Annotated in this window: 20 protein-coding genes; 9 read left to right on the forward strand and 11 right to left on the reverse strand. The window is 73.6% G+C overall.

The features are described from left to right. Window positions 1-70 precede the first annotated feature (70 nt). The 8 genes from ACIP67_RS25700 to rsmI all read right to left on the reverse strand — a co-directional run bounded on the left by ACIP67_RS25700 (window position 71) and on the right by rsmI (window position 10,769). Window positions 71-1,858, reverse strand: a complete 1,788-nt coding sequence (locus ACIP67_RS25700; protein ID WP_401695007.1) for a PQQ-binding-like beta-propeller repeat protein — start codon at window positions 1,856-1,858, stop codon at window positions 71-73. A 449-nt stretch (window positions 1,859-2,307) separates the two neighbouring features. Continuing rightward, window positions 2,308-4,119: an ABC-F family ATP-binding cassette domain-containing protein gene (locus ACIP67_RS25705; RefSeq protein ID WP_401695009.1), complete on the reverse strand. Its 1,812-nt coding sequence runs from the start codon at window positions 4,117-4,119 to the stop codon at window positions 2,308-2,310. A 74-nt stretch (window positions 4,120-4,193) separates the two neighbouring features. Beyond that, window positions 4,194-5,099, reverse strand: a complete 906-nt coding sequence (locus ACIP67_RS25710) for a 4-(cytidine 5'-diphospho)-2-C-methyl-D-erythritol kinase (RefSeq protein ID WP_401695011.1) — start codon at window positions 5,097-5,099, stop codon at window positions 4,194-4,196. After that, the gene (gene rsmA, locus ACIP67_RS25715; RefSeq protein WP_401695013.1) at window positions 5,096-5,968 is read right to left on the reverse strand and encodes a 16S rRNA (adenine(1518)-N(6)/adenine(1519)-N(6))-dimethyltransferase RsmA; all 873 of its coding nucleotides are present in this window, start codon (window positions 5,966-5,968) and stop codon (window positions 5,096-5,098) included. Before rsmA ends, ACIP67_RS25710 begins: the two co-directional genes overlap by 4 nt. A 482-nt stretch (window positions 5,969-6,450) precedes the next feature. Next, a complete protein-coding gene (locus tag ACIP67_RS25720; protein WP_401695015.1) occupies window positions 6,451-8,028 on the reverse strand; it encodes a ubiquitin-like domain-containing protein in 1,578 nt (525 codons plus the stop codon). A 106-nt stretch (window positions 8,029-8,134) separates the two neighbouring features. After that, complete coding sequence (locus ACIP67_RS25725; RefSeq protein WP_401695017.1) at window positions 8,135-9,013, reverse strand: TatD family hydrolase; 879 nt, start codon at window positions 9,011-9,013, stop codon at window positions 8,135-8,137. A 72-nt stretch (window positions 9,014-9,085) separates the two neighbouring features. Then, window positions 9,086-9,595: a hypothetical protein gene (locus ACIP67_RS25730; protein ID WP_401695019.1), complete on the reverse strand. Its 510-nt coding sequence runs from the start codon at window positions 9,593-9,595 to the stop codon at window positions 9,086-9,088. A gap of 310 nt (window positions 9,596-9,905) precedes the next feature. Further along, complete coding sequence (gene rsmI / locus ACIP67_RS25735; protein WP_401695021.1) at window positions 9,906-10,769, reverse strand: 16S rRNA (cytidine(1402)-2'-O)-methyltransferase; 864 nt, start codon at window positions 10,767-10,769, stop codon at window positions 9,906-9,908. Between the two features lie 63 nt (window positions 10,770-10,832). Here rsmI and ACIP67_RS25740 point away from each other — a divergent pair, with 63 nt between their 5' ends. From ACIP67_RS25740 to ACIP67_RS25750, 3 genes are all read left to right on the forward strand, one after another. Continuing rightward, window positions 10,833-12,641: a dolichyl-phosphate-mannose--protein mannosyltransferase gene (locus tag ACIP67_RS25740; RefSeq protein ID WP_401695023.1), complete on the forward strand. Its 1,809-nt coding sequence runs from the start codon at window positions 10,833-10,835 to the stop codon at window positions 12,639-12,641. 186 nt (window positions 12,642-12,827) lie between these two features. Further along, complete coding sequence (locus ACIP67_RS25745) at window positions 12,828-14,459, forward strand: penicillin-binding transpeptidase domain-containing protein (RefSeq protein WP_401695025.1); 1,632 nt, start codon at window positions 12,828-12,830, stop codon at window positions 14,457-14,459. 401 nt (window positions 14,460-14,860) lie between these two features. After that, complete coding sequence (locus ACIP67_RS25750; protein WP_401695027.1) at window positions 14,861-16,531, forward strand: penicillin-binding transpeptidase domain-containing protein; 1,671 nt, start codon at window positions 14,861-14,863, stop codon at window positions 16,529-16,531. A 92-nt stretch (window positions 16,532-16,623) separates the two neighbouring features. On the opposite strand, the gene ACIP67_RS25755 is transcribed toward ACIP67_RS25750, so the two are convergent. Next, window positions 16,624-16,983: an SsgA family sporulation/cell division regulator gene (locus ACIP67_RS25755; protein WP_401695029.1), complete on the reverse strand. Its 360-nt coding sequence runs from the start codon at window positions 16,981-16,983 to the stop codon at window positions 16,624-16,626. A 195-nt stretch (window positions 16,984-17,178) separates the two neighbouring features. Between ACIP67_RS25755 and ACIP67_RS25760 the strand changes: the two genes are divergently transcribed. From ACIP67_RS25760 to ACIP67_RS25775, 4 genes are all read left to right on the forward strand, one after another. After that, window positions 17,179-18,237 carry an energy-coupling factor ABC transporter permease gene (locus tag ACIP67_RS25760; protein ID WP_401695032.1) on the forward strand — a complete coding sequence of 353 codons (1,059 nt, stop codon included), beginning with the start codon at window positions 17,179-17,181 and terminating at the stop codon, window positions 18,235-18,237. A 1-nt stretch (window position 18,238) separates the two neighbouring features. Then, entirely contained in the window at window positions 18,239-19,000 is a 762-nt protein-coding gene (cbiQ, locus tag ACIP67_RS25765; RefSeq protein ID WP_401695034.1) for a cobalt ECF transporter T component CbiQ, read from the forward strand. Next, entirely contained in the window at window positions 18,988-19,764 is a 777-nt protein-coding gene (locus ACIP67_RS25770) for an energy-coupling factor ABC transporter ATP-binding protein (RefSeq protein WP_401695036.1), read from the forward strand. Before cbiQ ends, ACIP67_RS25770 begins: the two co-directional genes overlap by 13 nt. 193 nt (window positions 19,765-19,957) lie before the next feature. Beyond that, window positions 19,958-21,127 carry a serine hydrolase domain-containing protein gene (locus ACIP67_RS25775; protein ID WP_401695038.1) on the forward strand — a complete coding sequence of 390 codons (1,170 nt, stop codon included), beginning with the start codon at window positions 19,958-19,960 and terminating at the stop codon, window positions 21,125-21,127. A 123-nt stretch (window positions 21,128-21,250) separates the two neighbouring features. On the opposite strand, the gene ACIP67_RS25780 is transcribed toward ACIP67_RS25775, so the two are convergent. Together ACIP67_RS25780 and ACIP67_RS25785 are read right to left on the reverse strand one after the other, a co-directional pair. Continuing rightward, the gene (locus ACIP67_RS25780; protein WP_401695041.1) at window positions 21,251-21,526 is read right to left on the reverse strand and encodes a DUF1876 domain-containing protein; all 276 of its coding nucleotides are present in this window, start codon (window positions 21,524-21,526) and stop codon (window positions 21,251-21,253) included. A 66-nt stretch (window positions 21,527-21,592) separates the two neighbouring features. After that, the gene (locus tag ACIP67_RS25785) at window positions 21,593-22,432 is read right to left on the reverse strand and encodes an arylamine N-acetyltransferase (protein WP_401695044.1); all 840 of its coding nucleotides are present in this window, start codon (window positions 22,430-22,432) and stop codon (window positions 21,593-21,595) included. Between the two features lie 182 nt (window positions 22,433-22,614). On the opposite strand from ACIP67_RS25785, the gene ACIP67_RS25790 reads away from it, so the two are divergent. Both ACIP67_RS25790 and fxsT read left to right on the forward strand, forming a co-directional pair. Continuing rightward, on the forward strand, window positions 22,615-22,932 hold the full coding sequence (locus ACIP67_RS25790) for a trypco2 family protein (RefSeq protein ID WP_401695046.1): 318 nt from the start codon (window positions 22,615-22,617) through the stop codon (window positions 22,930-22,932). 74 nt (window positions 22,933-23,006) lie between these two features. Beyond that, window positions 23,007-25,970, forward strand: a complete 2,964-nt coding sequence (gene fxsT / locus ACIP67_RS25795; protein ID WP_401695048.1) for an FxSxx-COOH system tetratricopeptide repeat protein — start codon at window positions 23,007-23,009, stop codon at window positions 25,968-25,970. The last annotated feature ends 68 nt before the right edge of the window (window positions 25,971-26,038 follow it).

Raw genomic sequence — 26,038 nt, forward strand, 5'->3', positions numbered from 1 at the left:
CGGGGCACGGGGCCCGCGACGGCGGCCGACGGGAGGACGGGAAAAACGGGGGTGGGACGGGGAGTCAGCCTTACTTGCCGTAGGCGAGCATCAGCTTCTCCTTCGTGTCGTCACTGCCCGTCAGCCGGGTGGCGGAGAGGTAGAACCGCCCGTCGACCCAGGCGACGTCCCGCTGGGAGAAGCCGTCCTCGAGGTCGATCGTGCTCTCGGGCATCTGGAGCAGCGTCGTCGGTGTGTGCGCGGAGCCGGCCGTCGGGATCGACACGACCCGCCCGGCCGCGTCCCACGACGGCTGGACGTAGGCGACGAGGTTGCCGCCCTCGATCCGCACCGGCAGCATCGACTCCTCCAGCGGGGACTTCACCCGCCACTTCTCCTTGCCGGTGGCGAGGTCGATGGCGACGATCTCGTTGGCGCCGCTGGTCGCGTCCGTCGGCAGGTAGAGGGTGTTCGCGTCGGCCGCCGTGCCCTTGCAGCCGGTCAGGTCGCGCTGGAGGATGGACCAGCCGCAGTCCGGCTGGAAGTCCTCGTCGAAGGTGATCTGCGACCGGAACGTGCCGTCCGCCTTGAGCACCGCGATGTTCCAGGCGTTGTCGTCCGAGTTGGTGCTGTAGACGACCAGCGGGTCGACGGAGTACGTCCGCTCGACCTGCCAGCCCTTGTCGAAGGCCTGGGTCCACTTGACCTTGCCGGTCGCCGGGTCCAGTTCCTGCACCTCGTCGTGCTCATCGGTGCCGGACGCGTCGCAGGACGCCACCGAGATCAGCTTGGCGCCGCCCGCGAAGGCGCTGGGGAAGCAGGCGTCGCCGTACTTCTTCTTCTCCCACGTCGGCTTCCCGGTGCGCACGTCGTACGCCTGGCCGGACTGGGAGCGTCCCACCATCAGGGTGTTGCCGGTGAGCGACAGTTCGATGGTGAGGGCGCTGTCGAACAGGTCGCCGTCCTCGACGACGGCCGTCCAGCCCTTGGCGCCGGTGGTGAGGTCGATCTGCTGGAGCTGGTTGCACTTGGCGCGGTCGCTGGTGCCGCTCATGTACGCCACGACGACCTTGTCGTCGGCCGTCTTCTCGGGGGTGACCGCGCAGATCTGCTGGGGGAGCGTGACGGTGTCCCAGGTGGGCCTGCCGTCACCGACGTTGTAGGCGACGACCTCCTTGTAGGCGGCCTTCACCGCCGCCTTGGAGGTGATCCACATGCCCGGGGCGTCGGCACCGTCGGAGGGCGCGTCGGGCGCCTCCTTGTACCAGAGCACCTCGGCCTCGCCGGACTTGCGGTCGGCGTTGAAGTCCTGTGTGTCCTCGCCGCCGTCGCCGCTGCCGTCGCCGGGGTTGACCGGGCTGCCGCTCGCCGTGGCCTTGCCGTCGTCGCTCTGCTGGGCGACCGGCTTCTTGTCCTCGTCGTCACCGCCGCTCGTGACCGCGAACACCGTCCCGCCGATCACCAGCAGCGCCGCGACCGCCGCGCCGACGACCAGGGCGGGCCTGCCCTTGAAGGGGCCGCGCGGGCCGGACGGCGGCGTGCCGGGGCCGGGGGCGCCGGGGAACTGGGTTCCGGGCGGGGGCGGGTAGCCGTAGCCGGGCTGCTGTCCGTAGGGCGCGGTGGGCTGTCCGTACGGGCCCGGCTGCGAGGGCTGTCCGTAGGGACCGGGCTGCGACGGCTGTCCGTACGGACCGGGCTGCGAAGGCTGTCCGTACGGTCCCGGTGCGGGCGGGGGCGCGGCCGGGGCGCCGTAGGGGCCGGGCTGCGGGTGGCCGTACCCCGGCTGCGGGCCCTGCGGGGGCTGCGGCGGCTGGGGCGGCGGTTGCTGCGGTGCTCCGAAACCGCCCGGCTGCGGCGGCTGGTCGGGCGGCTGAGTCATCAGCGTGTTCCCCCTCGTTCACTGATTTTTAGCCACGCCCTGAGGTTCGTGTCGGACCCAGAGTCGTTCTCAAAAAGTTCTCAGACGGCTCTTTCTATCACCCGGTACCGACAGCGCAGGGGGCCGTATCGGCGCCTGTTCCCAAGGGAGCACCGGCCCGTGATGCCGTCGTTATGCGCCTTCACGCCCTCTTCACGCGGCGCACGCGCTGCCCTCGTGCGCGGGGTGGGGGAACGGACGAGGGCGCACGGGGGAGACGATCGCGCCGGGGACAGGGGCGCGCAAGGGAACGGTTCACGCCGGGGACGAAGGCGCGCGGGTGAGCGATTCGCGCCAGGGGAGCGTGAGGGGGGCGGGTTGAGGTGCGGGCGGCCGCAGGTGCACACGGCCGCCGGTGCGGGCGGCCGCCGGTGCGGGCGGCCGCCGGTGCGGGCGGCCGCCCGTGGGGGTTACACGTCCTCGGCCAGCTCCAGCCAGCGCAGCTCCAGTTCCTCGCGCTCGCCCGCCAGCTCGCGCAGTCGGGCGTCGAGTTCGGCGACCTTCGCGAAGTCGGTGGCGTTGTCGGCGATCTGGGCGTGGAGCTTGGTCTCCCTCTCGGAGATCTTGTCCAACTGCCGTTCGATCTTCTGGAGTTCCTTCTTGGCGGCGCGCTGGTCGGCGGCGCTCTTCTCGGCGGCGGGCTTCTGGGCGGCGGCCGGGACGGGGGCCGCGGCGGCGGCCGCCTCCTCCATGCGGTGGCGCCGTTCCAGGTACTCGTCGATGCCGCGCGGCAGCATCCGCAGGGTGGCGTCGCCGAGGAGGGCGAAGACGCGGTCCGTGGTGCGCTCGACGAAGAACCGGTCGTGGGAGATGACGATCATCGAGCCGGGCCAGCCGTCGAGGACGTCCTCGAGCTGGGTGAGGGTCTCGATGTCGAGGTCGTTGGTGGGCTCGTCGAGGAAGAGGACGTTGGGCTCGTCCATCAGCAGGCGCAGCAGCTGGAGGCGGCGGCGCTCACCGCCGGACAGGTCGCCGACCGGCGTCCACTGCTTCTCCTTGCCGAAGCCGAACGTCTCGCACAGCTGCCCGGCGGTCATCTCGCGCCCCTTGCCGAGGTCGACGCGCTCACGGACCCGCTGGACGGCCTCCAGAACCCGCCAGGTCGGGTCGAGTTCGGCGACCTCCTGGGAGAGGTAGGCGAGCTTGACGGTCCGGCCCACGGCGATCCGCCCGCCGGCCGGCTGGGCCTCGCCCTCGGTCCGCGCCGCTTCGGCCATCGCCCGCAGCAGCGAGGTCTTCCCGGCGCCGTTGACGCCGACGAGGCCGATGCGGTCGCCGGGGCCGAGGTGCCAGGTGACGTGCTTCAGCAGCACCTTGGGCCCGGCCTGGACGGTGACGTCCTCCAGGTCGAAGACGGTCCTGCCGAGCCGGGAGGACGCGAACTTCATCAGCTCGCTGCTGTCCCGGGGCGGTGGCACGTCCGCGATCAGCTCGTTGGCGGCCTCGACGCGGAAGCGGGGCTTGGAGGTGCGGGCGGGGGCGCCGCGGCGCAGCCAGGCGAGCTCCTTGCGGACGAGGTTCTGCCGCTTGGTCTCCTCCGTCGCCGCGATCCGTTCGCGCTCCGCGCGGGCGAAGACGTAGTCGGAGTAGCCGCCCTCGTACTCGTGGACGACGCCGCGCTGGACGTCCCACATGCGGGTGCAGACCTGGTCGAGGAACCAGCGGTCGTGCGTGACGCAGACGAGCGCGGACCGGCGCTCGCGCAGGTGCTGCGCGAGCCAGGCGATGCCCTCGACGTCGAGGTGGTTGGTGGGCTCGTCGAGGACGATCAGGTCCTGTTCCTCGATGAGCAGCTTGGCGAGCGCGATACGGCGGCGCTCACCGCCGGAGAGGGGTCCGATGACGGTGTCGAGGCCCTGGGGGAAGCCGGGCAGGTCCAGGCCGCCGAAGAGGCCGGTGAGGACGTCCCTGATCTTGGCGTTGCCGGCCCACTCGTGGTCGGCGAGGTCCCGGATGACCTCGTGGCGGACGGTGGCCGCCGGGTCGAGGGAGTCGTGCTGGGTCAGCACGCCGAGCCGCAGGCCCCCGGAGTGGGTGACGCGCCCGGTGTCGGCCTCCTCCAGTTTGGCGAGCATCCGGATCAGGGTGGTCTTGCCGTCGCCGTTGCGGCCCACCACGCCGATGCGGTCCCCTTCGGAGACGCCGAGGGAGACGCCGTCGAGCAGGGCACGGGTGCCGTACACCTTGCTGACGTTCTCGACATTGACCAGATTGACGGCCATTTCTCTCCTGCCCGGGGGGATCGTCAGCCTCCCAGCGTAATGCGCGCCGGTCGGTGGCCGGTCCCCCCGTCGGGTCAGTGCCGCTCGCGCAGGACCGTCGCGCCGGGCGCCGGTCCCGTCGCCGTGCGCACGGTCCGGCAGGTCCCGGAGGCGCGCAGCGCCCCGGCGACGGCCGCCGCGGCGGCCGTGTCGCGGACGAGGAACGCGGTGGTCGGGCCCGAGCCGGAGACGAGCGCGGCGAGCGCGCCCGCCGCGCGCCCGGCGGCGAGGGTGTCGGCGAGCTCGGGGAAGAGCGAGAGGGCGGCGGGCTGGAGGTCGTTGGAGACGGCGGCGGCGAGCGCGTCGGGGTCGCCGTCGGCGAGGGCGTCGAGAACGTCCGGCGAGGCGACGGGTTCGGGGATGTCGCGGCCCTCGGCGAGCCGGTCGAACTCCCGGAACACGGCCGGCGTCGACAGCCCCCGCGCGGCCAGGGCGAACACCCAGTGGAAGGTGCCGCCGGTGTCCAGGGCGGTGAGCTTCTCGCCGCGCCCGGTGCCGAGGGCGGCGCCGCCGACCAGGCTGAAGGGGACGTCGCTGCCGAGTCCGGCGCAGATGTCGAGGAGTTCGTCGCGGGTCGCGCGCGTGCCCCACAGCGCGTCGCAGGCGAGGAGGGCGGCCGCGCCGTCCGCGCTGCCGCCCGCCATCCCGCCCGCGACGGGGATGTCCTTGGCGATGTGCAGGTGCACGTCGGGGGTGCGGCCGTACCGCTCGGCGAGCGCGATCGCCGCGCGCGCGGCGAGGTTGGTGCGGTCCAGGGGGACCTGGCCGGCGTCCGGCCCCTCGCAGGTGACGCGCAGCGCGTCGGCCGGGGTGGCGGTGACCTCGTCGTACAGGCCGACCGCGAGGAACACGTTCGCCAGGTCGTGGAAGCCGTCGGGGCGGGCGGCGCCCACCCCGAGCTGGACGTTGACCTTGGCGGGCACGCGCACGGTGACGCTCACGCGGACTCCTCCACCCGGTGCTCGGCGATGCGCGCGAACTCCTCGACGGTCAGCGACTCGCCGCGCGCCTGGGGGGAGACCCCGGCGGCGACGAGGGCCGCCTCGGCCGCGGCGGCGGAACCGGCCCAGCCGGCGAGCGCGGCGCGCAGCGTCTTGCGGCGCTGGGCGAAGGCGGCGTCGACGACGGCGAAGACCTCGGCCCTCGACGCCGCGGTCTTGACCGGTTCGGTCCGGCGGACCAGGGAGACGAGCCCGCTGTCGACGTTCGGCGCGGGCCAGAAGACGTTGCGTCCGATGGCACCGGCGCGCTTGACGTCGGCGTACCAGTTGGCCTTGACGGACGGCACGCCGTACACCTTGTTGCCGGGTGCGGCGGCGAGCCGGTCGGCGACCTCCGACTGGACCATGACCAGGGTGCGCTCGATGCTCGGGAAGGTGGCGAGCATGTGCAGCAGCACGGGCACGGCGACGTTGTACGGCAGGTTGGCCACCAGCGCGGTCGGGGGCGGGCCCGGCAGTCCGGTCACGTGCATCGCGTCGGAGTGCACCAGCGCGAACCGCTCCGCGCGCTCCGGCATGCGCGCCGCGATCGTCGCGGGCAGCGCGCCGGCCAGCACGTCGTCGATCTCGACGGCCGTGACCCGGTCGGCGACCTCCAGCAGCGCGAGCGTCAGGGAGCCGAGCCCCGGCCCGACCTCCACGACCACGTCGTCGGGCCGTACCTCCGCGGTGCGGACGATACGGCGGACCGTGTTCGCGTCGATCACGAAGTTCTGGCCGCGCTGCTTGGTGGGCCGCACGCCGAGGACGGCCGCCAGTTCGCGGATGTCGGCGGGGCCCAGGAGGGCGTCGGGGGTGGGGCTGCTCACGGGACAAGGGTACGGGGGTGCACCGGGCGCGGTTGCCCGGTACCGGGGGCGCGGGTGGGGCGCGGGGCCCGGCGCCCACGGTGGGGCGCGGTTGCCCGGTACCGGGGGCGCGGGTGGGGCGCGGGGCCCGGCGCTCCGGGGGCGCGGGTCCTGGCGCTCACGGGGTGGCGTGGGTGGGGCGCGGGTCCGGGCGTTGGCGGGGGGGCGTGAGTGGGGCCCGGGTCCGGGCGTTCACGGGGGGGGCGTGAGTGGGGCCCGGGTCCGGGCGTTCGCAGGGGGGCGTGAGTGGGGCCCGGGTCCGGGCGTTCGCAGGGGCGCGTGGGCAGGGCGCGGGGGCAGGGCGCGGGGGCAGGGCGCGGGGGCAGGGCGCGGGGGCAGGGCGCGGGGGCAGGGCGCGGGCGGTGCTGCCGCGCCCGTCCGCGCCGCCCGGCGGGCCGCACGACGGCCCGCGGCTGCGGCACGAGCGCCCGCGGCCGCGCCGCTCAGTCCTTCAGCCGTGCCCCGCAGTGCGGCCAGGGGCTCGACCCCCGCCGCGTGTACAGCTTCTTCGCCCGCGACGTCTGCTCCTCCGCCGGGGCGTCCTGGGGCCGGCCGCTGCCGCCGAGGAGCCGCCAGGTGTGCGCGTCGAACTGGTACAGCCCGCCGTACGTGCCGGACGGGTCCACCGCGTCGGGGCGGCCGCCGGACTCGCAGTCCGCGAGGGACCGCCAGTCCAGGTCGTCGGCTCCCCGCACGGAGCGCGGCAGCGGCTTGGTGCCCACCTTCACCACCTGGGCGCGCGGCTCGCGCACGATCTCGGTCCGGATCCGCCGCGACTTCTGCCGGACGCCGTTGACGGTGCGCACGGAGTACGTGATGCGGCGCAGACCCGGCTGTCCGGCACGTTCCACGACCTCCGTGCCCCGGAACAGCGAGGGGTCCTCGGCCCGCCGCACCTGGAAGGGGATCGCCTCCTCCCGCACCTCCTGGGAGCCGGTGATGCGCAGCACGGTGACGGTCTGTCCGTCGCGCGGGAAGCTGGCGGGCGGGACGGAGGTGGTGTCCTGGCCGCGCAGGGTGATCCCGGCCTCCTGGACCGCCTCGCGCACGGTCGCCGCGTTGGTGCGGACGGTGCGGGCACGGCCGTCGGCCATGATCGTCAGGGCGCGCTCGGTCCGTACGTCCAGTGCGAGGCCGCCCCGCCCGATGCGCTGGTAGCGCGGGGCGGAGAGGTACGCGCCCTCGGCGCGCACGCCGAGTTGTCCGAGCGCCTCCTGTACCGTGCGCGCCGTCGTCCACACCTCGCGCCGGTGTCCGTCGAGGGTGAGCCGGACGGGGCGGCCGTAGTGCACCGCGATCTCGTCGCCGCTGGTGAGCTCCGTGCCGGGGGCGGGCGCCACCACGTCGTGCGTCCCGAACGCCACGCCCTCCTGGGCGAGCAGTTCGGTCACGTCGTCGGCGAACGTGTGCAGGGTGCGCGACCGGCCGTCGACGGTCAGCTCGATCGCCTTGTCCTTGGCGACGAAGGCGGCGGTGCCGCCGGCGAGGAAGGCGACGACCAGCGCCTGCGGCAGCAGGCGGCGCATGGCGGAGTCCGGGCGCTCGGCGTAGCGCGCCCTGCGCCGGCGCGCGGCCCGCCGCCCCGTCCCGGTGCGCGCGGGCACCCCCGTCCCGGCCGGGCTCGCCCCGGCCGGGCCGTCCGACCCGGGTGGGGACACCGGCTCGGGCGTCGTCTCGTAGGCGGGGTGGTAGGTGTCCCCGTACGGCCCCGGCGCCACGTACACGCCGTAGGCCACCGTCTCCGCGCTGTACAGGCCGGGGAGCTGCACGGTGGGCGGAGACCCGTACTCGGCGGGTCCGTACACCCCGAGCGGGCCGTACGCCTCGCCGGGCCCGTACCCCTCGCCGGAGCCGTACGGTCCGTACGGTCCGTACGGCTCCGGCGGAACGTACGGCTCCACCGGGACGTACGGCTCCACCGGGGTGTACGGCCCGCTCGGGGCGTACGGGCCCTGCGGCGCGCAGGGCTCCGGGGGCCCCGGGTCGTACGGCTCGAACGTCTGGTACTGCGAGTTGCTCACGCCGACGCGCTCCAGGGGCCGGAGGGGGTCCAGAGGGGTCCGGATCGGGCCCCCAGAACCTAGCGGAGCGATCGTCACTCTCCAAAGCGGCGCGGCTACTCGGCGTTCAGTAGGCGAAGGCGCGGGCGGTGTTGGCGGCGAGGGCGGTCGCCATGGCGTCCTCGTCGATGCCGCGGACGGCGGCCATGGCGCGGACCGTGACGGGGACGAGGTACGGGGCGTTGGGCCGGCCCCGGTAGGGCGCCGGGGTGAGGAAGGGGGCGTCGGTCTCCACGAGGACGAGGTCCAGCGGGGCGACGGCGAGGGCGTCGCGCAGGTTCTGGGCGTTCTTGAAGGTGACGTTGCCGGCGAAGGACATGAAGTACCCGGCGCGGGCGCAGATCTCCGCCATCTCGGCGTCGCCGGAGTAGCAGTGGAAGACGGTGCGCTCGGGCGCGCTCTCCTCCTTCAGGATGCGCAGGACGTCGGCGTGGGCGTCGCGGTCGTGGATGACGAGGGCCTTGCCGTGCCGCTTGGCGATCTCGATGTGGGCGCGGAACGACGACTCCTGCGCCTCCTTGCCCTCGGGGCCGGTGCGGAAGTAGTCCAGTCCCGTCTCTCCGACGCCCTTGACGTGCGGGAGCGCGGCCAGGCGGTCGATCTCGGCGAGCGCCTCGTCGAGCGCCGCCGCGCCCCCGGCCGCACGCTCGCCCTGCCGCGACCAACCGTCGGGGTCTCCGTGCACGATGCGCGGGGCCTCGTTGGGGTGCAGGGCGACGGCCGCGTGGACGGCGTCGTAGCGGGCCGCCGTCTCGGCCGCCCACCGTGAGCCGCGGACGTCGCAGCCGACCTGGACGACCGTCGTCACGCCGACCGACGCGGCTTTCGCGAGCCCCTCCTCCACCGTGCCGGACTGCATGTCGAGGTGGGTGTGGGAGTCGGCGACCGGCACCCCGAGTGGGGCCGGGAGCGGCGGCGCCGCGTTCTTGTCGGCGTTCGAAGGCATGTCCCGATCCTACGGAAGGGGGCGGGGACGGGGCCGCGGCCGTCCGCCTCCGGCCGCCGGCCGCCGGCCGGTTCAGCCGGCCCGGTGCTGGAAGGGGTGCAGCAGGTCGGACAGGTGCCAGTGGTGCTCGCGGCGCGGCCGGCGCGCGTACCGGTCGTCCCGGCCGTCCTCCCGGCCGTTCACGCGACCGTCCTCCGAGCCGTTCGAGCGGCCGGCCGCCCGGCCGTCCGCGCGGCCGCCGCTCCCGGTGGCGGGTTCCGGCGCCTCCACCGGCCCGGCCGGGGGCGTGCGGTGGGGGCGGCGGGCGGCGCTGAGCACCGAGGCGACCTGCCCGGCCCGCATGATGCGCACGAGGTGCCCGTCGCAGTTGAGGCAGGCGGGCCGGCTCAGCGGGGACGGCACGGTCCGGCCGTCCGCGACGTAGAGGACGAACTCGTGTCCGTCGGCGTCCGTGTGGTGCTCTATCTCGTACGACTGCTCCCAGGCGTGCCCGCAGCGCATGCAGGCGAAGGAGTACGACTCGTGCACGACGGGGATCGCCGCGGCGCGCAGGTGGCCGGTCTGCCCTGTGATCTCACTCATGCCAGCTCCCGTTGTCCGCTGGGCAGACGCCCCGGGCGCGGGGATTCCCCCCGGAATCCCGTTCGGGGGCGTGGGACGGGTGCGTCCCTGGCGTCCAGTGGACTCCTCCGCCGGTGCGGGCGCAGCAGGCCTGTCGAGTGTTGGGAGTGATTTGGGCGGCGCTTGCCGAAATGGTGCGGCGGACGGCCTGTGGGCTTTGCCTTGCACGCCAGCCCTTTGCCCCTGCATGGGGCGTGCGCTCAGAGGACGCGCGCCCCGCTCAGACGACGCGTCCTCCCTGCTCAGCGGCGTGCGGGCACCGGCGTACCGATCAGGGCGTCCGCTCGGAGTGCTTCGCGGCCACCACCGCGTCGAACACCTCCCGCTTGGGCAGCCCCGCCTCCGTCGCCACCGCGGCGATGGCCTCCTTGCGGCGTTCGCCGGCCTCCTCGCGGAGCCGGACCCGCCGCACCAGTTCCGCCGCGTCGAGCTCCTCGGGCCCGCGCTCGGGCGCACCGGAGACGACGACGGTGATCTCGCCGCGCACGCCCTCGGCCGCCCACGCGGCCAGCTCGGCCAGCGGCCCGCGCCGGACCTCCTCGTACGTCTTGGTCAGCTCGCGGCAGACGGCGGCGCGCCGCTCCCCGCCGAACACCTCGGCCATCGCGGCGAGGGTGTCGTCCAGCCGGTGCGGGGCCTCGAAGTAGACGAGGGTGCGGCGCTCCTCGGCCACGTCCCTCAGCCGCGACAGCCGCTCCCCCGCCTTCCGCGGCAGGAACCCCTCGAAGCAGAAGCGGTCGACGGGCAGCCCGGACAAAGCGAGGGCGGTGAGCACGGCGGACGGGCCCGGTACGGCGGTGACCCGGACGTCCCGCTCGACGGCGGCGGCGACCAGCCGGTACCCGGGGTCGGAGACGGACGGCATGCCCGCGTCGGTGACGAGCAGCACGCGCGCGCCGCCGAGCAGCTCCTCCACCAGTTCGGGCGTGCGGGCGGACTCGTTGCCCTCGAAGTACGACACCACGCGCCCCTTGGGCGTCACGCCGAGCGCCTGCGTCAGCCGGCGCAGCCGGCGGGTGTCCTCGGCGGCGACGACGTCGGCGGCGGCCAGCTCCTCGGCGAGCCGGGGCGGGGCGTCCGCGATGTCCCCGATGGGGGTTCCTGCAAGGACCAGGGTTCCGGGTGCGACTGTCACGTTTCCAGTCTCGCAGGGGGTGAGACACGGAAATCCCACAGAAGGGTTCCCTACGATGGCGCGGTGACCAGTACCGCGTCCTCCACGGACTCCACGGACTCCACGGGCCACCGGCAGCAGGCCCCGGCACCGCAGGACCAGGCGCCGCAGGCCCAGGCATCGCAGGACCATGCGCCGCAGGACCAGCGGCCGTCGTGGCGGCAGCGGCTGCGCCGCTTCGGATACGCGGCGGAGCCGGGCGGCGACGTCCGGGAGCGGCTGGTGCCGCCGTTCGCCGAGCCGAGCCCGCGCCTGTGGGAGGCGCTGGGGATGCCCCCCACGGCGGTGGAGCGCGTGCTGCGCTGGTCGGGCTGGGGCGGTCCGCTGCTGGTCACGCTGGTGGCGGGCGTGCTGCGGTTCTGGAACCTGGGCAGCCCGAAGGCTGTGATATTCGACGAGACGTACTACGCCAAGGACGCCTGGGCGCTCGTCCACCGCGGCTTCGAGGTCAACTGGGACAAGAACGCCAACGACCTCATCCTCTCCTCGGGCGGCCATGTCACCGTCCCGGCGGACGCGGCGTACGTGGTGCATCCGCCGGTCGGCAAGTTCGTCATCGGGCTGGGCGAGCTGCTCTTCGGGTTCGATCCGTTCGGCTGGCGGTTCATGACGGCGCTGCTGGGCACGTTGTCCGTGCTCATGCTGTGCCGCATCGGGCGCCGGCTGTTCCGTTCGACGTTCCTGGGCTGTCTGGCGGGCGCGCTGATGGCCGTCGACGGGCTGCACTTCGTGATGAGCCGCACCTCGCTGCTGGACGGGGTGCTGATGTTCTTCGTGCTGGCGACGTTCGGCTGTCTGCTGATCGACCGCGACAAGGCGCGCGAGCGGCTCGCGGCCGCGCTGCCGCCGGACGCCGACGGGCACCACCGGCCGGACGCGCACCTCGCCGAGACGACCCGTCTGGGCCTGCGCCCGTGGCGCTGGGCGGCCGGTGTGATGCTGGGCCTGGCGATCGGCACCAAGTGGAACGGCCTGTACATCATGGTCGCGTTCTGCCTGATGGCGGTCCTGTGGGACGTCTCCTCGCGCCGGGTGGCCGGAGCCCGCCGCCCCTACCGGGCGGTGCTGCGGCGCGACACGGGGCTGGCGTTCCTGGCCACGGTGCCGGTCGCGCTGGTGACGTACCTGGTGTCGTGGACGGGCTGGATCCTCTCCCCCGACGACGGCTCGGGCGGCTACTACCGCAACTGGGCGGCCACCGACGGCAAGGGCGGCAGCTGGACGTGGCTGTTCCCCGACTGGCTGCGCAGCCTGTGGCACTACGAGCACGAGGTGTACGAGTTCCACACCCACCTGACGTCCCCGCACACCTACCAGTCGAACCCGTGGAGCTGGATCGTCCTGGGCCGCCCGGTCTCGTACTTCTACGAGTCCCCGGCGCCCGGCGTGGACGGCTGCCCGTCGGACGCGGGCGAGAAGTGCGCGCGGGAGGTCCTGGCGATCGGTACGCCCGTGCTGTGGTGGGCGGCCTGCTTCGCGATCGCGTTCGTCCTGTGGCGGTGGCTGTTCCGCCGCGACTGGCGGGCCGGGGCGATCGCCTGCGGGATCGCGGCCGGCTACCTGCCGTGGTTCCTGTACCAGGAGCGCACGATCTTCCTCTTCTACGCCGTGGTCTTCCTGCCGTTCCTGTGCCTGGCGGTGGCGATGATGACCGGGGCGATCGTCGGACGTCCGGGGTCGAGCGACACCCGGCGGGTGGTGGGCGCGACGGCGGCGGGCGTGCTGGTGCTGCTGATCGCGTGGAACTTCATCTACTTCTGGCCGCTGTACACCGGCCAGGCGATCCCGATCGACTCCTGGCGTTCACGGATGTGGCTGGATACCTGGGTCTGATTCCGTCACCTGATGGCCCGGTTGTCCCCATGAACTGATCTCCGTTCGGACAAGTTCCGGAAACGCCCGTCACAGAGGCCCCCGGCCCCGCTTACAGTGCGAACACAGGAAGCTTTTTCGAACGCGTTCAGTTCGCCGCCGAAAAGGTTCTCGGGGACAACGGGGATGCCGGGGAGGGTGCGGGGCATGCACAAGGGGGCCAAGGCGGCGATCGTCGGCTCGGTGCTGGCCGTGATGGTGGGCGGGGCCGGGTACGGCACGTACAACTTCGTGAGCGCGCTGGACGGGGGCGGCGGGACGGGGGGCGGCGGGCCGGCGGCCGTGCGGAGCGGGCCGCCGAGCGGGTCCGAGGTGAAGGACACCACCGCCGCGTTCTTCGCGGCCTGGGAGCAGGGCGACGCGGCGACCGCGGCGTCGTACACCAACAACGCCGAGATGGCGGAGCCGCTGCTGACCTCGTACGCGGAGGCCGCGCACATCACCGGCGTGACGATCACCCCGGGTACGGCGAGCGGGGACACCGTGCCGTTCGGGGTGAAGGCGACGGTGTCGTACGGGGGGAAGTCGAAGCCGCTGGCGTACACGAGCCGGCTGACGGTGGTGCGGGGGCTCACCACCGGGCGGGCGCTGGTGGACTGGCAGCCGTCGGTGGTGCACCCGAAGCTGGCGGCGATGGACGACACGCTCGTCACGGGCGAGTCGCAGGCGCCGGCGATCGAGGCCGTGGACCGCGACGGCAAGGTCCTGACGAAGGAGGACTACCCCTCGCTCGGGGCGATCCTGGACGAGCTGCGCTCCAAGTACGGCGACCGGGCGGGCGGGACGGCCGGCATCGAGCTGGCGGTCCGGCACGCCGGCACGGGGGTCGCCGACACCCCGCTGCTGACCCTCGCCGAGGGCAAGGCGGGCAAGGTGCCCACCACGCTCAGCGCACGGGTGCAGGCCGCCGCCGAGAAGGCGGTGCAGAAGTACCCCGAGTCCTCGGTGGTGGCCGTCCAGCCCAGCACCGGTGACGTCCTGGCGGTCGCCAACCACCGGGCGGACGGCTTCAACGCCGCCTTCCAGGGCACCGTGGCCCCCGGCTCCACCATGAAGATCGTCAGCGCCGCCACGCTCATCGACAACGGCCTGACCACGGCGGACGGACCGGCGCCCTGCCCCGACGAGGCGATGTCGGAGGGGCAGACCTTCCACAACATCGACGGTATGGACCCGGACGAGGGCGCGACCCTCGCGGAGAGCTTCGCGCGCTCCTGCAACACGGCGTTCGTCAAGTTCGCCGACGAGGTCGAGGTCGACTCGCTGACCCAGGAGACGCAGAACCGTTTCGGGCTCGGGCGCAACGACTGGAAGACCGGGATCGCCTCCTTCGACGGCCGGGTCCCGGCGTCCGGCGGCCCGGACACCGCGGCCAACCTGATCGGCCAGGGCCAGGTCCAGATGAACCCGCTGAACATGGCGTCGGTGACGGCGACCGCGATGACGGGGGTCTTCCGCCAGCCGGTGATCGTGCCGCAGAGCCTCGACGACCGCGAGATCGCCCGCGCGGACGGGCTGCGGGCCGGGACGGTGCAGCAGCTGCGCTCGATGATGAACCGCACCGCGACCAGCGGCACCGCGGCCGAGGTGATGGCCGGCCTGAGCGGCCGGATCGGCGCGAAGACCGGCTCCGCCGAGGTCGACGGCCAGGCCCGGTCCGACAGCTGGTTCACCGGCTACCGCGACGACGTCGCCGCCGCGGCCATGACCCAGGACGGCGGCCACGGCGTCGACGCCTCCGGCCCGATCGTCGCGGCCGTCCTGAAGGCCGGCGGCTGAACGGACGGCGTGGGTGCGGCCGACCCCGGGTGCCCGGCCGCACCGAGCACTCCGAGTCGGCCGTGTGCAGGACCCGGGGTCGCCCGCACCGAGCACCCGGGGGCGACGGCCACCCGAGGGACACGTGGTCGGCCGTACGAAGGACCCGGGTCGCCCGCACCCGGCACCCGGGGTCGGCCGTACCGAGTACCTGGGGTCGGCCGCCCGAGGGACAGTGGGCGGCCACCCGAGGGACAGTGGGCGGCCGCACGTAGGCCGGGTGGCTGACGTCACACGTGACGTCACTCCACAGGAGGGGACTCTAGGCTGGTCGCCGTCGTTGGGTGGGTGAGGGTCGGTTCGGGCAACCGGCGGGGACAGTGGGGCGAGGCGGCCCCGGGGATCGCGGAGGAACGCAGGCAGTGGGCAAGAGAAGGCGCGTCGCCGAGCGACGGAACAAGCGGCCCGCGATGGTCGCCGGCATGATCGCCGTCGTCGTCGGCGGCGCCGGTCTCGGGGCCTACGCGCTGTACGGCGGCGGGGCGGCGGCCGAGGACGGACCGACGACGACCGCCGCGAAGAAGCCGCAGGTGAAGACCGGCCCGCTGTCGGCCAAGGAGGTCACCACCGCGGCGCAGACGTTCCTCACGGCCTGGCAGCAGGGCAAGGTCGCGCAGGCGGCCGCCGCCACCGACGACCCGACGGCCGCCACCGCCCTGCTCACCGGCTACACGAAGGACGCCCACGTCACCGGCGTCACCCTCACGGCGGGCGCCCGCTCGGGCGACGAGATCCCCTTCTCCGTGAAGGGCACGGTCAGCTACAAGAAGACCGCGAAGCCGCTGGCGTACAGCAGCGCGCTGACCGTCGTGCGGCGGACGTCGGACGGCGAGCCGCTGGTCGACTGGCACGCGTCGGTGGTCCACCCCGATCTCGCCGACGGGGACACCCTGGTGACCGGCGAGGCGGGCGACCCGCCGGTCACGGCGCTCGACCGGGACGGCGGCGAGCTGACCGCCGCGAAGTACCCGTCGCTGGGCACCGTCCTGGACGGACTGCGCGAGAAGTACGGCAAGAAGGCCGGCGGCACGGCCGGCGTCGAACTGCGCGTGGTCCGCGGCAAGGCGTCGAAGGCGAAGAAGGCCTCCGACAAGACGCTTCTGGAGCTCAGCGAGGGCACGCCGGGCACGATCGAGACGACGTTGAGCCCGACCCTCCAGGCCGCCGCGGAGAAGCAGGTGGCGAGCCGTTCGCGCGCCTCGGTCGTCCTCATGCGGGCCTCCACGGGTGAGATCCTCGCCGTCGCCAACAGCAACCCGAACTTCAACACGGCCTTCCAGGGCTCCCTGGCGCCCGGCTCCACGATGAAGGTCATCACGGCGTCGCTGCTGATCGAGAAGGGGCTGGCGTCGGCGGACGAGGCGCACCCCTGCCCCAAGTACTTCACCTACGGCGGCTGGAAGTTCCAGAACGACGACGAGTTCAGCATCGACGGCGGCACCTTCAAGGCGAGCTTCGCGCGCTCCTGCAACACCGCCTTCATCAGCCAGGCCGGCGAGCTGGACGACGACAGCCTGACGAAGCAGGCGCAGCAGGTCTTCGGCCTGTCGATGAACAACTGGGCGATCGGCGTGCCCACGTTCGACGGCTCGGTGCCCGTGCAGTCGAAGGCGCAGAAGGCCGCCTCGCTGATCGGGCAGGGCGGCGTGCGGATGAACCCGCTGAACATGGCGTCGGTCTCCGCGACGGTCAGGTCGGGCACCTTCCACCAGCCGTACCTGGTGGCCCCCTCGGTCGACGACCGCACCCTGGCCACCGCCTCGCGCACGATGTCGTCGTCGACGCTGTCGCAGTTGCGGGAGCTGATGAACTACACCGCCGCCTACGGCACGGCCGCCGAGGCGATGTCCGGGCTCGGCCCGGACTACGGCGCGAAGACCGGCTCGGCGGAGGTCGACAACCAGGAGAAGCCCAACGGCTGGTTCACCGCCTACCGCGGCGACCTCGCGGCGGCGGGCGTCGTGCAGGCCGGCGGCCACGGCGGCGACACCGCCGGACCGATCGTGGCGGCCCTGCTGAAGGCGGGCGGCTGACGGCCGCTGCCGAAGGCGGGCGGCTGACGGCCGGTCGCCTTCAGCAGCGGCCGTCAGGGTTCGTGATCAATACGCCTGGCGGCTGTCCGGGCTCAACGGCCGCCGACCGGCTGGGCCGTGGCCGTGTACGTGCGGCGCAGGAAGCGGAGCAGGGTCCTGGACTCGAACTGGACCACCGAGACGCCCTGCGTGGAGTGGAACTCGACCACGGCCTGGACGCGGCCACACGGCCACACGCGGACCTCTCCGCTGCCCACGGGGGCGCGCAGGCCCTGTTCGAGGAGAGCGCGGGCGACGGTCCACTCACGTCGGTCCGGCAGGCCGACCCGGACGGAACGGGGGTCCTCGTCGGGGTCGTAGCGCAGGACCACGGGGACGGCGGCCTGCTCCTCCTCGATCAGGTCGGCGTCGGTGACGATGTGGGCTCGCGCGTACTGTTCGACTGCAGACATCGACCGGCCCCTTCACCCTGAGTGACCTGTGCGGAGGCTGTGCGTCCACCGCCCCTCCAATGTCGCACATTTCCCGGGACGCGCCCGCCGGCGCCGGAATATCTCACATGTGCGATACGCATATCAGTGCGCCGGTCAGATAAACGAGTCACTCGCTCTTGCAACCCGTTCGCATCAAGCCAGTATCATCGAACGGTGCACGTACCTGACGGATTCATCAACGCCCCCACCTCGGCCGTGACCGGGGTCGTCGCCGCGGGCGCCATCGCCGTGAGCCTGCGCGGTGCGCGCCGTGAGCTCGACGAGCGGACCGCGCCGCTGGCCGGCCTGGTGGCCGCGTTCATCTTCGCCGTGCAGATGCTGAACTTCCCCGTCGCGGCGGGCACCAGCGGTCATCTGCTCGGCGGCGCGCTCGCCGCGATACTCGTGGGCCCCTACACAGGGGTCCTGTGCGTGTCCGTGGTCCTGCTGATGCAGGGCATCCTCTTCGCCGACGGCGGGCTGACCGCGCTCGGCGTGAACATCACCGACATGGCGATCGTGACGACGGTGGTGGCGTACGCCGTCTTCCGGGGCCTGGTGAAGGTGCTGCCGCGCGGCCGGGGCGCGATCACCGCCGCGTCCTTCGTCGCCGCGCTGCTCTCCGTACCGGCCGCCGCCCTCGCCTTCACCCTCCTCTACTGGATCGGCGGCACCACCGACATCGCGATCGGCAAGGTGGCCACCGCGATGATCGGCGTGCACGTGCTGATCGGCATCGGCGAGGCCGTGATCACCGCGCTGACGGTCGGCGCCGTCGTCGCCGTACGCCCGGACCTGGTGCACGGGGCGCGCGGGCTGGGGCAGAAGCTCCAGCTGCGGGTGAACGGCGAACTCGTGGACGTGCCCGACGCGGAGGAGGCGCCCGCGGCGCCCGCTCCGGCGCGCACCTCCCGGCGCACGCTGTGGGTGTCCGGTCTGGTCACCTCCCTCGTGCTGGCCGGTTTCGTCAGCTTCTACGCGTCCGCGAACCCCGACGGCCTGGAGAAGGTCGCCGCCGACCAGGGCATCGACCAGAAGGTCGAGGAGCACTCCGCCGCCGACTCCCCGCTCGCCGACTACGGCGTGAAGGACGTCGACGACGCCCGCCTGTCCGGGGGGCTGGCCGGCGTGATCGGCGTCGGGGTGACCGTCGTCGCGGGCAGCGCCGTGTTCTGGGTGGTGCGCAGGCGCCACACCGCGGACACCACCCCCACCAGCACGGAAAGCGTCTGAGATGGGTGCGGGGCACGCGCACCGGCTCTACCGGCACGCACACTCGCCCGTGCACGCCCTGCCGCCGCACACCAAGCTCGCCGCCGCCCTCGCCTTCGTGGTGGTCGTGGTGTCGACACCGCGGGAGGCGGTGTGGGCGTTCGGCCTGTACGCGCTCCTGCTCGCCGTGGTGGCGTTCCGCGCGCGCGTGCCGGCCGGTTTCCTGCTGAGGCGGCTGCTGGTGGAGGTGCCGTTCGTCGCGTTCGCGGTGCTCATGCCGTTCGTGGCGGAGGGCGAGCGGGTGGACGTCCTGGGTCTGTCGCTCAGCGTCAACGGCCTGTGGGGGGCCTGGAACGTGCTCGCCAAGGGCACCCTGGGCGTCGCCGCGTCGGTGCTGCTGGCCGCCACCACCGAACTGCGCGAACTCCTCCTCGGCCTGCAACGGCTGAAGCTGCCGCCCCTGCTGGTGCAGATCGCGTCCTTCATGATCCGCTACGGCGACGTCATCACCGACGAGATGCGGCGCATGCGGATCGCGCGGGAGTCGCGCGGGTTCGAGGCGCGGGGCGTACGGCACTGGGGGGTGCTCGCGAAGTCGGCGGGCGCCCTGTTCATCCGTTCCTACGAGCGGGGGGAGCGTGTGCACCTGGCGATGGTCAGCCGCGGGTACGCCGGGAGCATGCCGGTGATCGACGAGGTGACCGCCTCGCGCGCGCAGTGGTCGTACGCGCTGACCCTGCCGTTCGCCGCCCTCGTCGTGTGCGTGGTGGGATGGGCCCTGTGACTGCTGCTGCGACTCCCCCGCCCTCGCTGGAAGTGGCCGGGCTGGCCTTCGCCTATCCCGACGGCCACCAGGCCCTGTTCGGCGTGGACTTCTCCGTCGCGCGCGGCGAGCGGGTGGCGCTGCTCGGCCCGAACGGCGCCGGCAAGACGACCCTCGTGCTCCACCTCAACGGCATCCTCACCGGCGGCACCGGCACGGTGACCGTCGCCGGGCTGGCGGTCGGCAAGCGGCACATGGCCGAGATCCGGCGCAAGGTCGGCATCGTCTTCCAGGACCCGGACGACCAGCTGTTCATGCCGACGGTCCGGGAGGACGTCGCGTTCGGCCCGGCGGCGGCCGGGCTCAAGGGCGCCGAGCTGGAGGAGCGCGTGGACCGGGCGCTCGCGCGGGTCGGCATGTCCGGCTTCAAGGACCGCCCGCCGCACCACCTGTCCTTCGGCCAGCGCCGCCGGGTCGCCGTCGCGACGGTCCTGGCGATGGAGCCGGAGATCCTCGTCCTGGACGAGCCGTCCTCCAACCTGGACCCCGCCTCGCGCCGGGAGCTCGCCGACATCCTGCGTTCCCTGGACGTCACCGTCCTCATGGTCACGCACGACCTGCCGTACGCCCTGGAACTGTGCCCGCGATCGCTGATCCTCAGCGAGGGCGTGATCGCGGCGGACGGCCCGACCGGCGGGCTGCTCTCCGACGAGGACCTGATGCGCGCCCACCGTCTGGAGCTGCCGTTCGGGTTCGACCCGCGGTCCGTGACGACGGGCGCATGACGGCCCCGGGCCCCTAGGACACCTAGGGGCCCTAGGACACCCCGGACGCGGTGGACCCTGCGCCCTGGGCCCTCCGTCACGCCGGCCGTCGACGTGACGCTCCTCTCGCCCGGCCGGGTCCAGGAATCGCCGGCCCCCGGCGAGCGTTGGCCCCGGCGGACAGACGGGTCGAGAACGGACGGGACGTGCGGGCGTGGTCGTGAACGGTGCGGTGGCCGAGGGCTTCGAGCCGGTCAGGGAGGCGTTCGTACGGAACTTCGAGGCGCTCGGCGACCGGGGCGCGGCGGTGGCCGTCTACCGGGACGGGCGGCGGGTCGTCGACCTGTGGGGCGGCAGCCGGGACGTGACCGGCGGGGCGCCCTGGGAGCGGGGCACCGCGCAGGTCGTGCGGTCCGCGACGAAGGGCGTCGCCGCCGCCGTGCTGCTGTTGCTGTGGCAGCGGGGCGAGCTGGACCTCGACGCGCCCGTGGGGTCGTACTGGCCCGAGTACAAGGCGGCGGGCAAGGAGCGGACCCTCGTGCGGGACCTGCTCGCGCACCGGGCGGGCGTGCCCGTCCTGGACCGGCCGCTGACGCCCGCCGAGGCCGCCGACCCGGAGCGCGGCGCGGCCGCGGTCGCGGCCCAGGCGCCGGTGTGGGAGCCGGGCACGGACCACGGGTACCACGCGCAGACGTACAGCTGGCTGACGGGCGAGCTGGTGCGGCGGGTGACCGGACGGGCGATCGGCGCGTGGATCGCCGACGAGATCGCCGGGCCGGCCGGCGCCGACCTCTGGCTCGGGCTGCCGGCGGAGCGGGCCGCGCGCGTGGGACGCGTCGGGCAGGTCGAGGCCCCCGCACAGGCGGGGGCGCTGCGGACCCGGCCCAAGCGGGCCGTCGCCGACGCCTACGCCGACCCCGCCTCCCTCACCCGCCGCGCCTTCGCCGCGATCACCCCGGCGCCCGACGAGAACGACCCCGCCTACCGGGCCGCCGCGCTGCCCGCCTCCAACGGCATCGCCACCGCGGACGGCCTGGCCCGCTTCTACGCCTCGCTGATCGGCGAGCCGGAGGGCGGCACCCGGCTCTTCACGCCGGAGACGGCGGAGGCGGCGCGCACGGAGCGTTCGGCGGGCCCCGACCGCGTCCTGGTCGTCGGCACCCGCTTCGGCCTCGGCTACATGCTGCACGGCGCCGCGTCCCCGCTGCTGTCCCCCGCTTCCTTCGGCCACCCCGGCCGCGGCGGCGCGCTCGGCTTCGCCGACCCCGAGTCGGGCATCGCCTTCGGGTACGTCACCAACGGGTTCCGGTCGAGCGTGACGGCGGACGCGCGGGCGCAGGCGCTGGTGCGGGCGGTGCGGGACGTGCTGCTGCAGCACGGCTGACGGCGGCCGCGGCCGCGCGAGCGTGGGCGTGCCGTGGGCGTGGGCGTGCCGTGGGCGTGCTGTGGGCGTGCTGTGGGCGGCCCGCCCCTTCCGTCCGGCGGGGCGCGGGCCGCCCGGTACGGCTCACACGTGGATCGGGTGGGACGTACGGCCCGACGCGTCGTCGATCTCCGTGTGGGCCTTGGTCAAGAGCTGCATGGCCAGCTCGTTCAGGGCGCGGGCGCCCGCGATCTCCTCGCCGACCCGGGGCTGGTTGGTGTCGACGTTGTGACGGCTGGCGTGCCCCTGGGACCGGACCTCGCTTCCGTCCGGCAGCCGCACCATCGCGACCGCGCGCGTGTGCTGGTCGTCCTCCTGGAACTCCATGTCGACGTGCCAGCCCACCGTGGTCTTCATCATCAGGATCACCTCCGGAACATCTGCTTCCAGGGTGCGCCTCCCGGCGGTCCGCCGCACCCACGCGGCTCAGCCCGGCAGCGGGGTGCCCTCCGGTACGGCGATCCGGAACTCCTCCTCCAGCACGCGCCGCACCTCCGCCTCCCCGGTGAGCTCCCGCTCGGTGACGGTGCCGTCGGCGCGGGTCTCGGTGAGGCGGGTGCCGGCGAGGAGGAGGTGGCGGCCGGCGGTGACGCGCTGGGCGTAGGGGCGCCGGCTGAACGGGGAGCGCGGGCTGGTGGCGACGTACCAGTTGGCCACCTCGAAGTCGGGTCGCTCGAAGGGGTCGAGGGTGAAGACGTACTGCGGCCGTGCCGTCTCTCCGTCCTCCCCGTACGTCTCCAGCACCCATCGCTCCAGCGGCCCGCGATGCGGGGCGTGGACCAGCCGGTGCCGACGGCCGGCGGCGTCGAAGGCGGTGTCCGGAACCAGGGGCACCGGTTGGAGGAGTGCGCCGGGGGCGCCGAAGCCGACGTCGGCGAGGTAGGGCTGCGGGTCGCCGGGGGCCTCCACGAGGAGCGCCATGTGCGTGCGCGGCCGGTCCTCGAACCGTTCCGCGCCGACGACCACCCGCGCCCCCAGCCGGGTCACGGTGAACCCCAGCGCCTCCAGGACGCCCGCGAACAGGGTGTTGTGCTCGTAGCAGTAGCCGCCGCGCCCGCCGCGCACGAGCTTGGCGACCAGGTCGGGGGTGGCGAGGGAGGGGGCGGTCCCGCGGACGGGGTCGAGGTTCTCGAACGGTATGGAGTGGGCGTGCGCCAGATGGACACCCCGCAGCGTGCCCACGTCGGCCCGCCGCTCCCCCTCCCAGCCGATCCGGCGGAAGTAGGCGTCGAGGTCGTCGGGGGTGAGCTGCGTCGTGTCGGGCATGACGTCACGGTAGCCAGGGGCGTCTCGGTGGCGTCGCCGGGGCCGGTCGCGTGGCCGGTGCCGGGGGCGTCGCCGGAGCCGCCCGGGGTATCGGGCGGATCGCCGTTACGGGGCATTCCTCCGTCCGGCAGCCGTTAATCTGCCCGTCTGACGCCACATCACCGAGCCGGGGGGATCTTTTCATGCCGCAGGAGCCGTGGGCGGGCCTGTCCGAGGCCATCAGCGCCATCCGGGGCGAGCTGGAGCAGGCCATGCGCGACGGGCACGGGCACACGATCCAGTTCCGCACCGGGCCGGTGGAGATGGAGTTCGCCGTGGACGTCAGGAAGGACGGCCAGGCCGGTGCGAAGGTGTCCATCCTGCCGTGGAGCGCGAGCGCCGAGGCGAAGGCGGGGTACGCGGCGGGCACCACGTCCCGTCTGAAGATCACCTTGCAGCCGGTCGACGAGCACGGCCAGGACCAGAACATCGGCGCCCGGAGCCCGCAGCGGCCTCAGTGACGCGTCGGGCGGCGGCCGCCGGGTGAGGTGCGGTGCGGTGGAACGGGGGTTCACACGTGAACGTGGAGAGGGTGATGGAGGTCTGGGACCCGGGGGGCGGGATCGCCGGGACCGGCTACCTCGTCACGGACGGCTTGGTCCTGACCGCGTACCACAACGTCCGGCACGCCGGATCCGGCTCCGGGCGCGCGGTGGAGGTACGGCGGCTCGCCCTGCACGGGCAGCAGCCGACGGCGTGGCTGGCGGCGCAGGTGCTGTGGCCGGAGCAGCCGCCCGGCATCGACCAGGACCCGCACACCGACGCCGCCCTGCTGCTGATCACCGACCCGGCGTGGCGGCCTCCCGCCGCCGCGGCACCGGTGCGCTGGGGGCGCCTGCCCGTCCCCGGTGGCGCGCGGACGCGGGTGGCGTGCGTCGCGGTGGGATTCCCGGAGGCCGAGCACCGGGACGGCCATCGCGACACCAAGCAGATCGGCGGACACATCGAGACCCTGAGCGGCCTGAAGTCCGGCCTGATCACCGCCCACGTCGACGAGGTCGCCACGCCCCGCGCGACGGGTGGGCCGTCGTCCTGGTCAGGGGCGTCCGGTGCCGCCCTGTTCTGCGGTGACCTGCTGACCGGGGTCCTGACCACCGACCGCGCGCGGAACTACCCCGGCGACCAGCTCATCGCCGTACCCCTGACCACGCTGGCCGCGCGCCCCGGCTTCACCGCCACCGTCAAGGCCGCGGGCAACTCCCTGGCCCTGGAGGACGTCACCAGGACCACCACCGGTGATCGCCCCACAGCCGGCCCGTACGACGTGGACGCCCCCCTGGGCCTGCACAACCTGCCCGACCTGCCGTCCCCGGTCTTCGTCGGCCGGCAGGACGCGCTCACCGCACTCGCCTCCGCGATGGAGCAGGACTCCAAGGCGATCACGCAGACCGTCCAGGGCCTGGGCGGCGTCGGCAAGACCACCCTGGCCCTCCACTACGCCCACGCCCACCGGGACGCCTATCAACTGGTGTGGTGGGTCCGCGCCGACACCCCCGAACAGATCGCCACCGACCTCGCCGGTCTGACGACCCGTATCCACGGCGGAGCCACCGGCCGCACCACCGCCGAGGACGCGGAGTGGGCCGTCGGGTGGCTCCAGACCCACCCCGGCTGGCTCCTCGTCCTCGACAACGCCGACACCCCCGACGCCACCCGTCACCTGCTCGGCCAGCTCCACCACGTGGGCCGCCACCTGATCACCAGCCGCTTCGCCAACGGCTGGCCCACCACCCCCCTCGCCCTCCCCCTCCTCACCCCCGCCGCGTCCCTCGCCCTGCTCACCCGCCTCACCGGCCTGACCGACCCCGACAACCAGCACCACGCCCGCCTGCTGGCAGAGGAACTCGGCCACCTCCCCCTCGCCCTCGAACAGGCCGGCGCGTTCATCGCCGAGAGCCGCATCCCCGTCAGCGGCTACCGGGACCTGCTCCGCCGGTACCCGGCGGAGACCACCAGCGCCGCCGCGACGGACGGCGACCCGCAACGCACGATGGCCCGCATCTGGCGCATCACCCTCGACGCCCTCCACCGCACCACCCCCCTGGCCGTCGACATCCTGCGCACGGCCGCCTGGTACGCCCCCGACGCCATCCCGCGCGGCCTGCTCGCCCCACTGGCCGCCAACCCCGTCGACCACGCCCAGGCCCTCGGCCGACTCGCCGCCTACGGCATGATCACGCTGGACGCCGACACCTTCAGCGTCCACCGCCTCGTCCAGACCGTCGCCCGCACCCCCGACACCACCCCTACAGGCGATCCCGACCCCCATCGCGCCCATGACGCCATCACCGCCGCTCACCGCAACGCCACCACCCTCCTGTGCATCGCGCTTCCCGAAGACCCGGAAAGAAACGTGGCCGGATGGCCCGCCTGGCGCGCCTTGCTCCCCCACGCCGAGGCCCTCCTCTCCGCCGCCGACCCCGCCGACGACGGTGACGAGACCGATCTGCTCCTCACCTTCTCCGCCGCGTACCTGAAGGGCCAGGGCCGGATTCCCCTGGCCCTCACCTATCTGGAACGCTCCCTGGCCATCGCCGTCCGCCTCCACGGCCCCGACGATCCCTCCACCCTCACCTCCCGCAACAACCTCGCGAGCGCCTACGACTCGGCAGGGGACTTCCGCCAGGCCCTCCCCCTGTACGAGCGGACTCTCACCGACAGCGTGCGGGTGCTGGGTGAGGACCACCCCGACACCCTCATCTCCCGCAACAACCTCGCGGGCGCCTACGACTCGGTGGGGGACTTCCGCCTGGCCATCCCCCTGTACGAGCGGACCCTCGACGACCGGCAGCGCATCCTCGGCGAAGAGCACCCCGACACCCTCACCTCCCGCAACAACCTCGCGCACGCCTACACGGCAGCAGGCAATCCCGAACGTGCCCTTCCCCTGTACGAGCGGACCCTCGACGACCGGCAGCGCATCCTCGGCGAGGACCACCCCGACACCCTCACCTCCCGCAACAACCTCGCGAGCGCCTACCGCAGCTCCGGCGACCTCGAACGTGCCCTTCCCCTGTTCGAACGGGCCCTCTCCGACCACGTGCGCATCATGGGCGAGGAGCATCCCGACACCCTCACTTCCCGCAGCAACGTCGCGAACGCCTACGCGGTGGCAGGGAATCCCGAACGCGCGGTCAGCCTGCACGAGCGGACCCTCGACGACCGGCAGCGCATCCTCGGCGAGGACCACCCCGACACCCTCACCTCCCGCAACAACCTCGCGGGCGCCTACCGGGAGTCCGGCGACCTCGAACGTGCCCTTCCCCTGTTCGAACGGGCCCTCTCCGACTACGTGCGGGTCATGGGCGAGGACCACCCCTTGGCCCTCACGTGCCGCAGCAACCTCGCGACCGTCTGCCAGGCTGCGGGCGACCTCGAACGCGCCGTCCTCCTGTACGAAGAGACCCTCGCCGGCCGGCTGCGCGTGCTGGGCGAGGACCACCCCTCCACGCTCGCCTCCCGCGCTGCCCTCGCGCGCGCGAGATCCAGCAGCGCCTGAACCGGTGGCCCGGCGAGCGGGAGCGAATCTCACCCCGCGTGCAGCATCAGCCCGATACCCAGGACGAG

It is taken from the genome of Streptomyces sp. NPDC088812, from assembly GCF_044750285.1.
Taxonomy (GTDB): Bacteria; Actinomycetota; Actinomycetes; order Streptomycetales; family Streptomycetaceae; genus Streptomyces.

Bases quoted from the DNA above. Each gene is read 5' to 3' on its own strand.
- ACIP67_RS25700 (WP_401695007.1), bottom strand. From the start codon at position 1,858: ATGACTCAGCCGCCCGACCAGCCGCCGCAGCCGGGCGGTTTCGGAGCA.
- ACIP67_RS25705 (WP_401695009.1), bottom strand. From the start codon at position 4,119: ATGGCCGTCAATCTGGTCAATGTCGAGAACGTCAGCAAGGTGTACGGC.
- ACIP67_RS25725 (WP_401695017.1), bottom strand. From the start codon at position 9,013: ATGCCTTCGAACGCCGACAAGAACGCGGCGCCGCCGCTCCCGGCCCCA.
- ACIP67_RS25730 (WP_401695019.1), bottom strand. From the start codon at position 9,595: ATGAGTGAGATCACAGGGCAGACCGGCCACCTGCGCGCCGCGGCGATC.
- ACIP67_RS25745 (WP_401695025.1), top strand. From the start codon at position 12,828: ATGCACAAGGGGGCCAAGGCGGCGATCGTCGGCTCGGTGCTGGCCGTG.
- ACIP67_RS25755 (WP_401695029.1), bottom strand. From the start codon at position 16,983: ATGTCTGCAGTCGAACAGTACGCGCGAGCCCACATCGTCACCGACGCC.
- cbiQ (WP_401695034.1), top strand. From the start codon at position 18,239: ATGGGTGCGGGGCACGCGCACCGGCTCTACCGGCACGCACACTCGCCC.
- ACIP67_RS25770 (WP_401695036.1), top strand. From the start codon at position 18,988: ATGGGCCCTGTGACTGCTGCTGCGACTCCCCCGCCCTCGCTGGAAGTG.
- ACIP67_RS25780 (WP_401695041.1), bottom strand. From the start codon at position 21,526: ATGATGAAGACCACGGTGGGCTGGCACGTCGACATGGAGTTCCAGGAG.
- ACIP67_RS25785 (WP_401695044.1), bottom strand. From the start codon at position 22,432: ATGCCCGACACGACGCAGCTCACCCCCGACGACCTCGACGCCTACTTC.
- ACIP67_RS25790 (WP_401695046.1), top strand. From the start codon at position 22,615: ATGCCGCAGGAGCCGTGGGCGGGCCTGTCCGAGGCCATCAGCGCCATC.
- fxsT (WP_401695048.1), top strand. From the start codon at position 23,007: ATGGAGGTCTGGGACCCGGGGGGCGGGATCGCCGGGACCGGCTACCTC.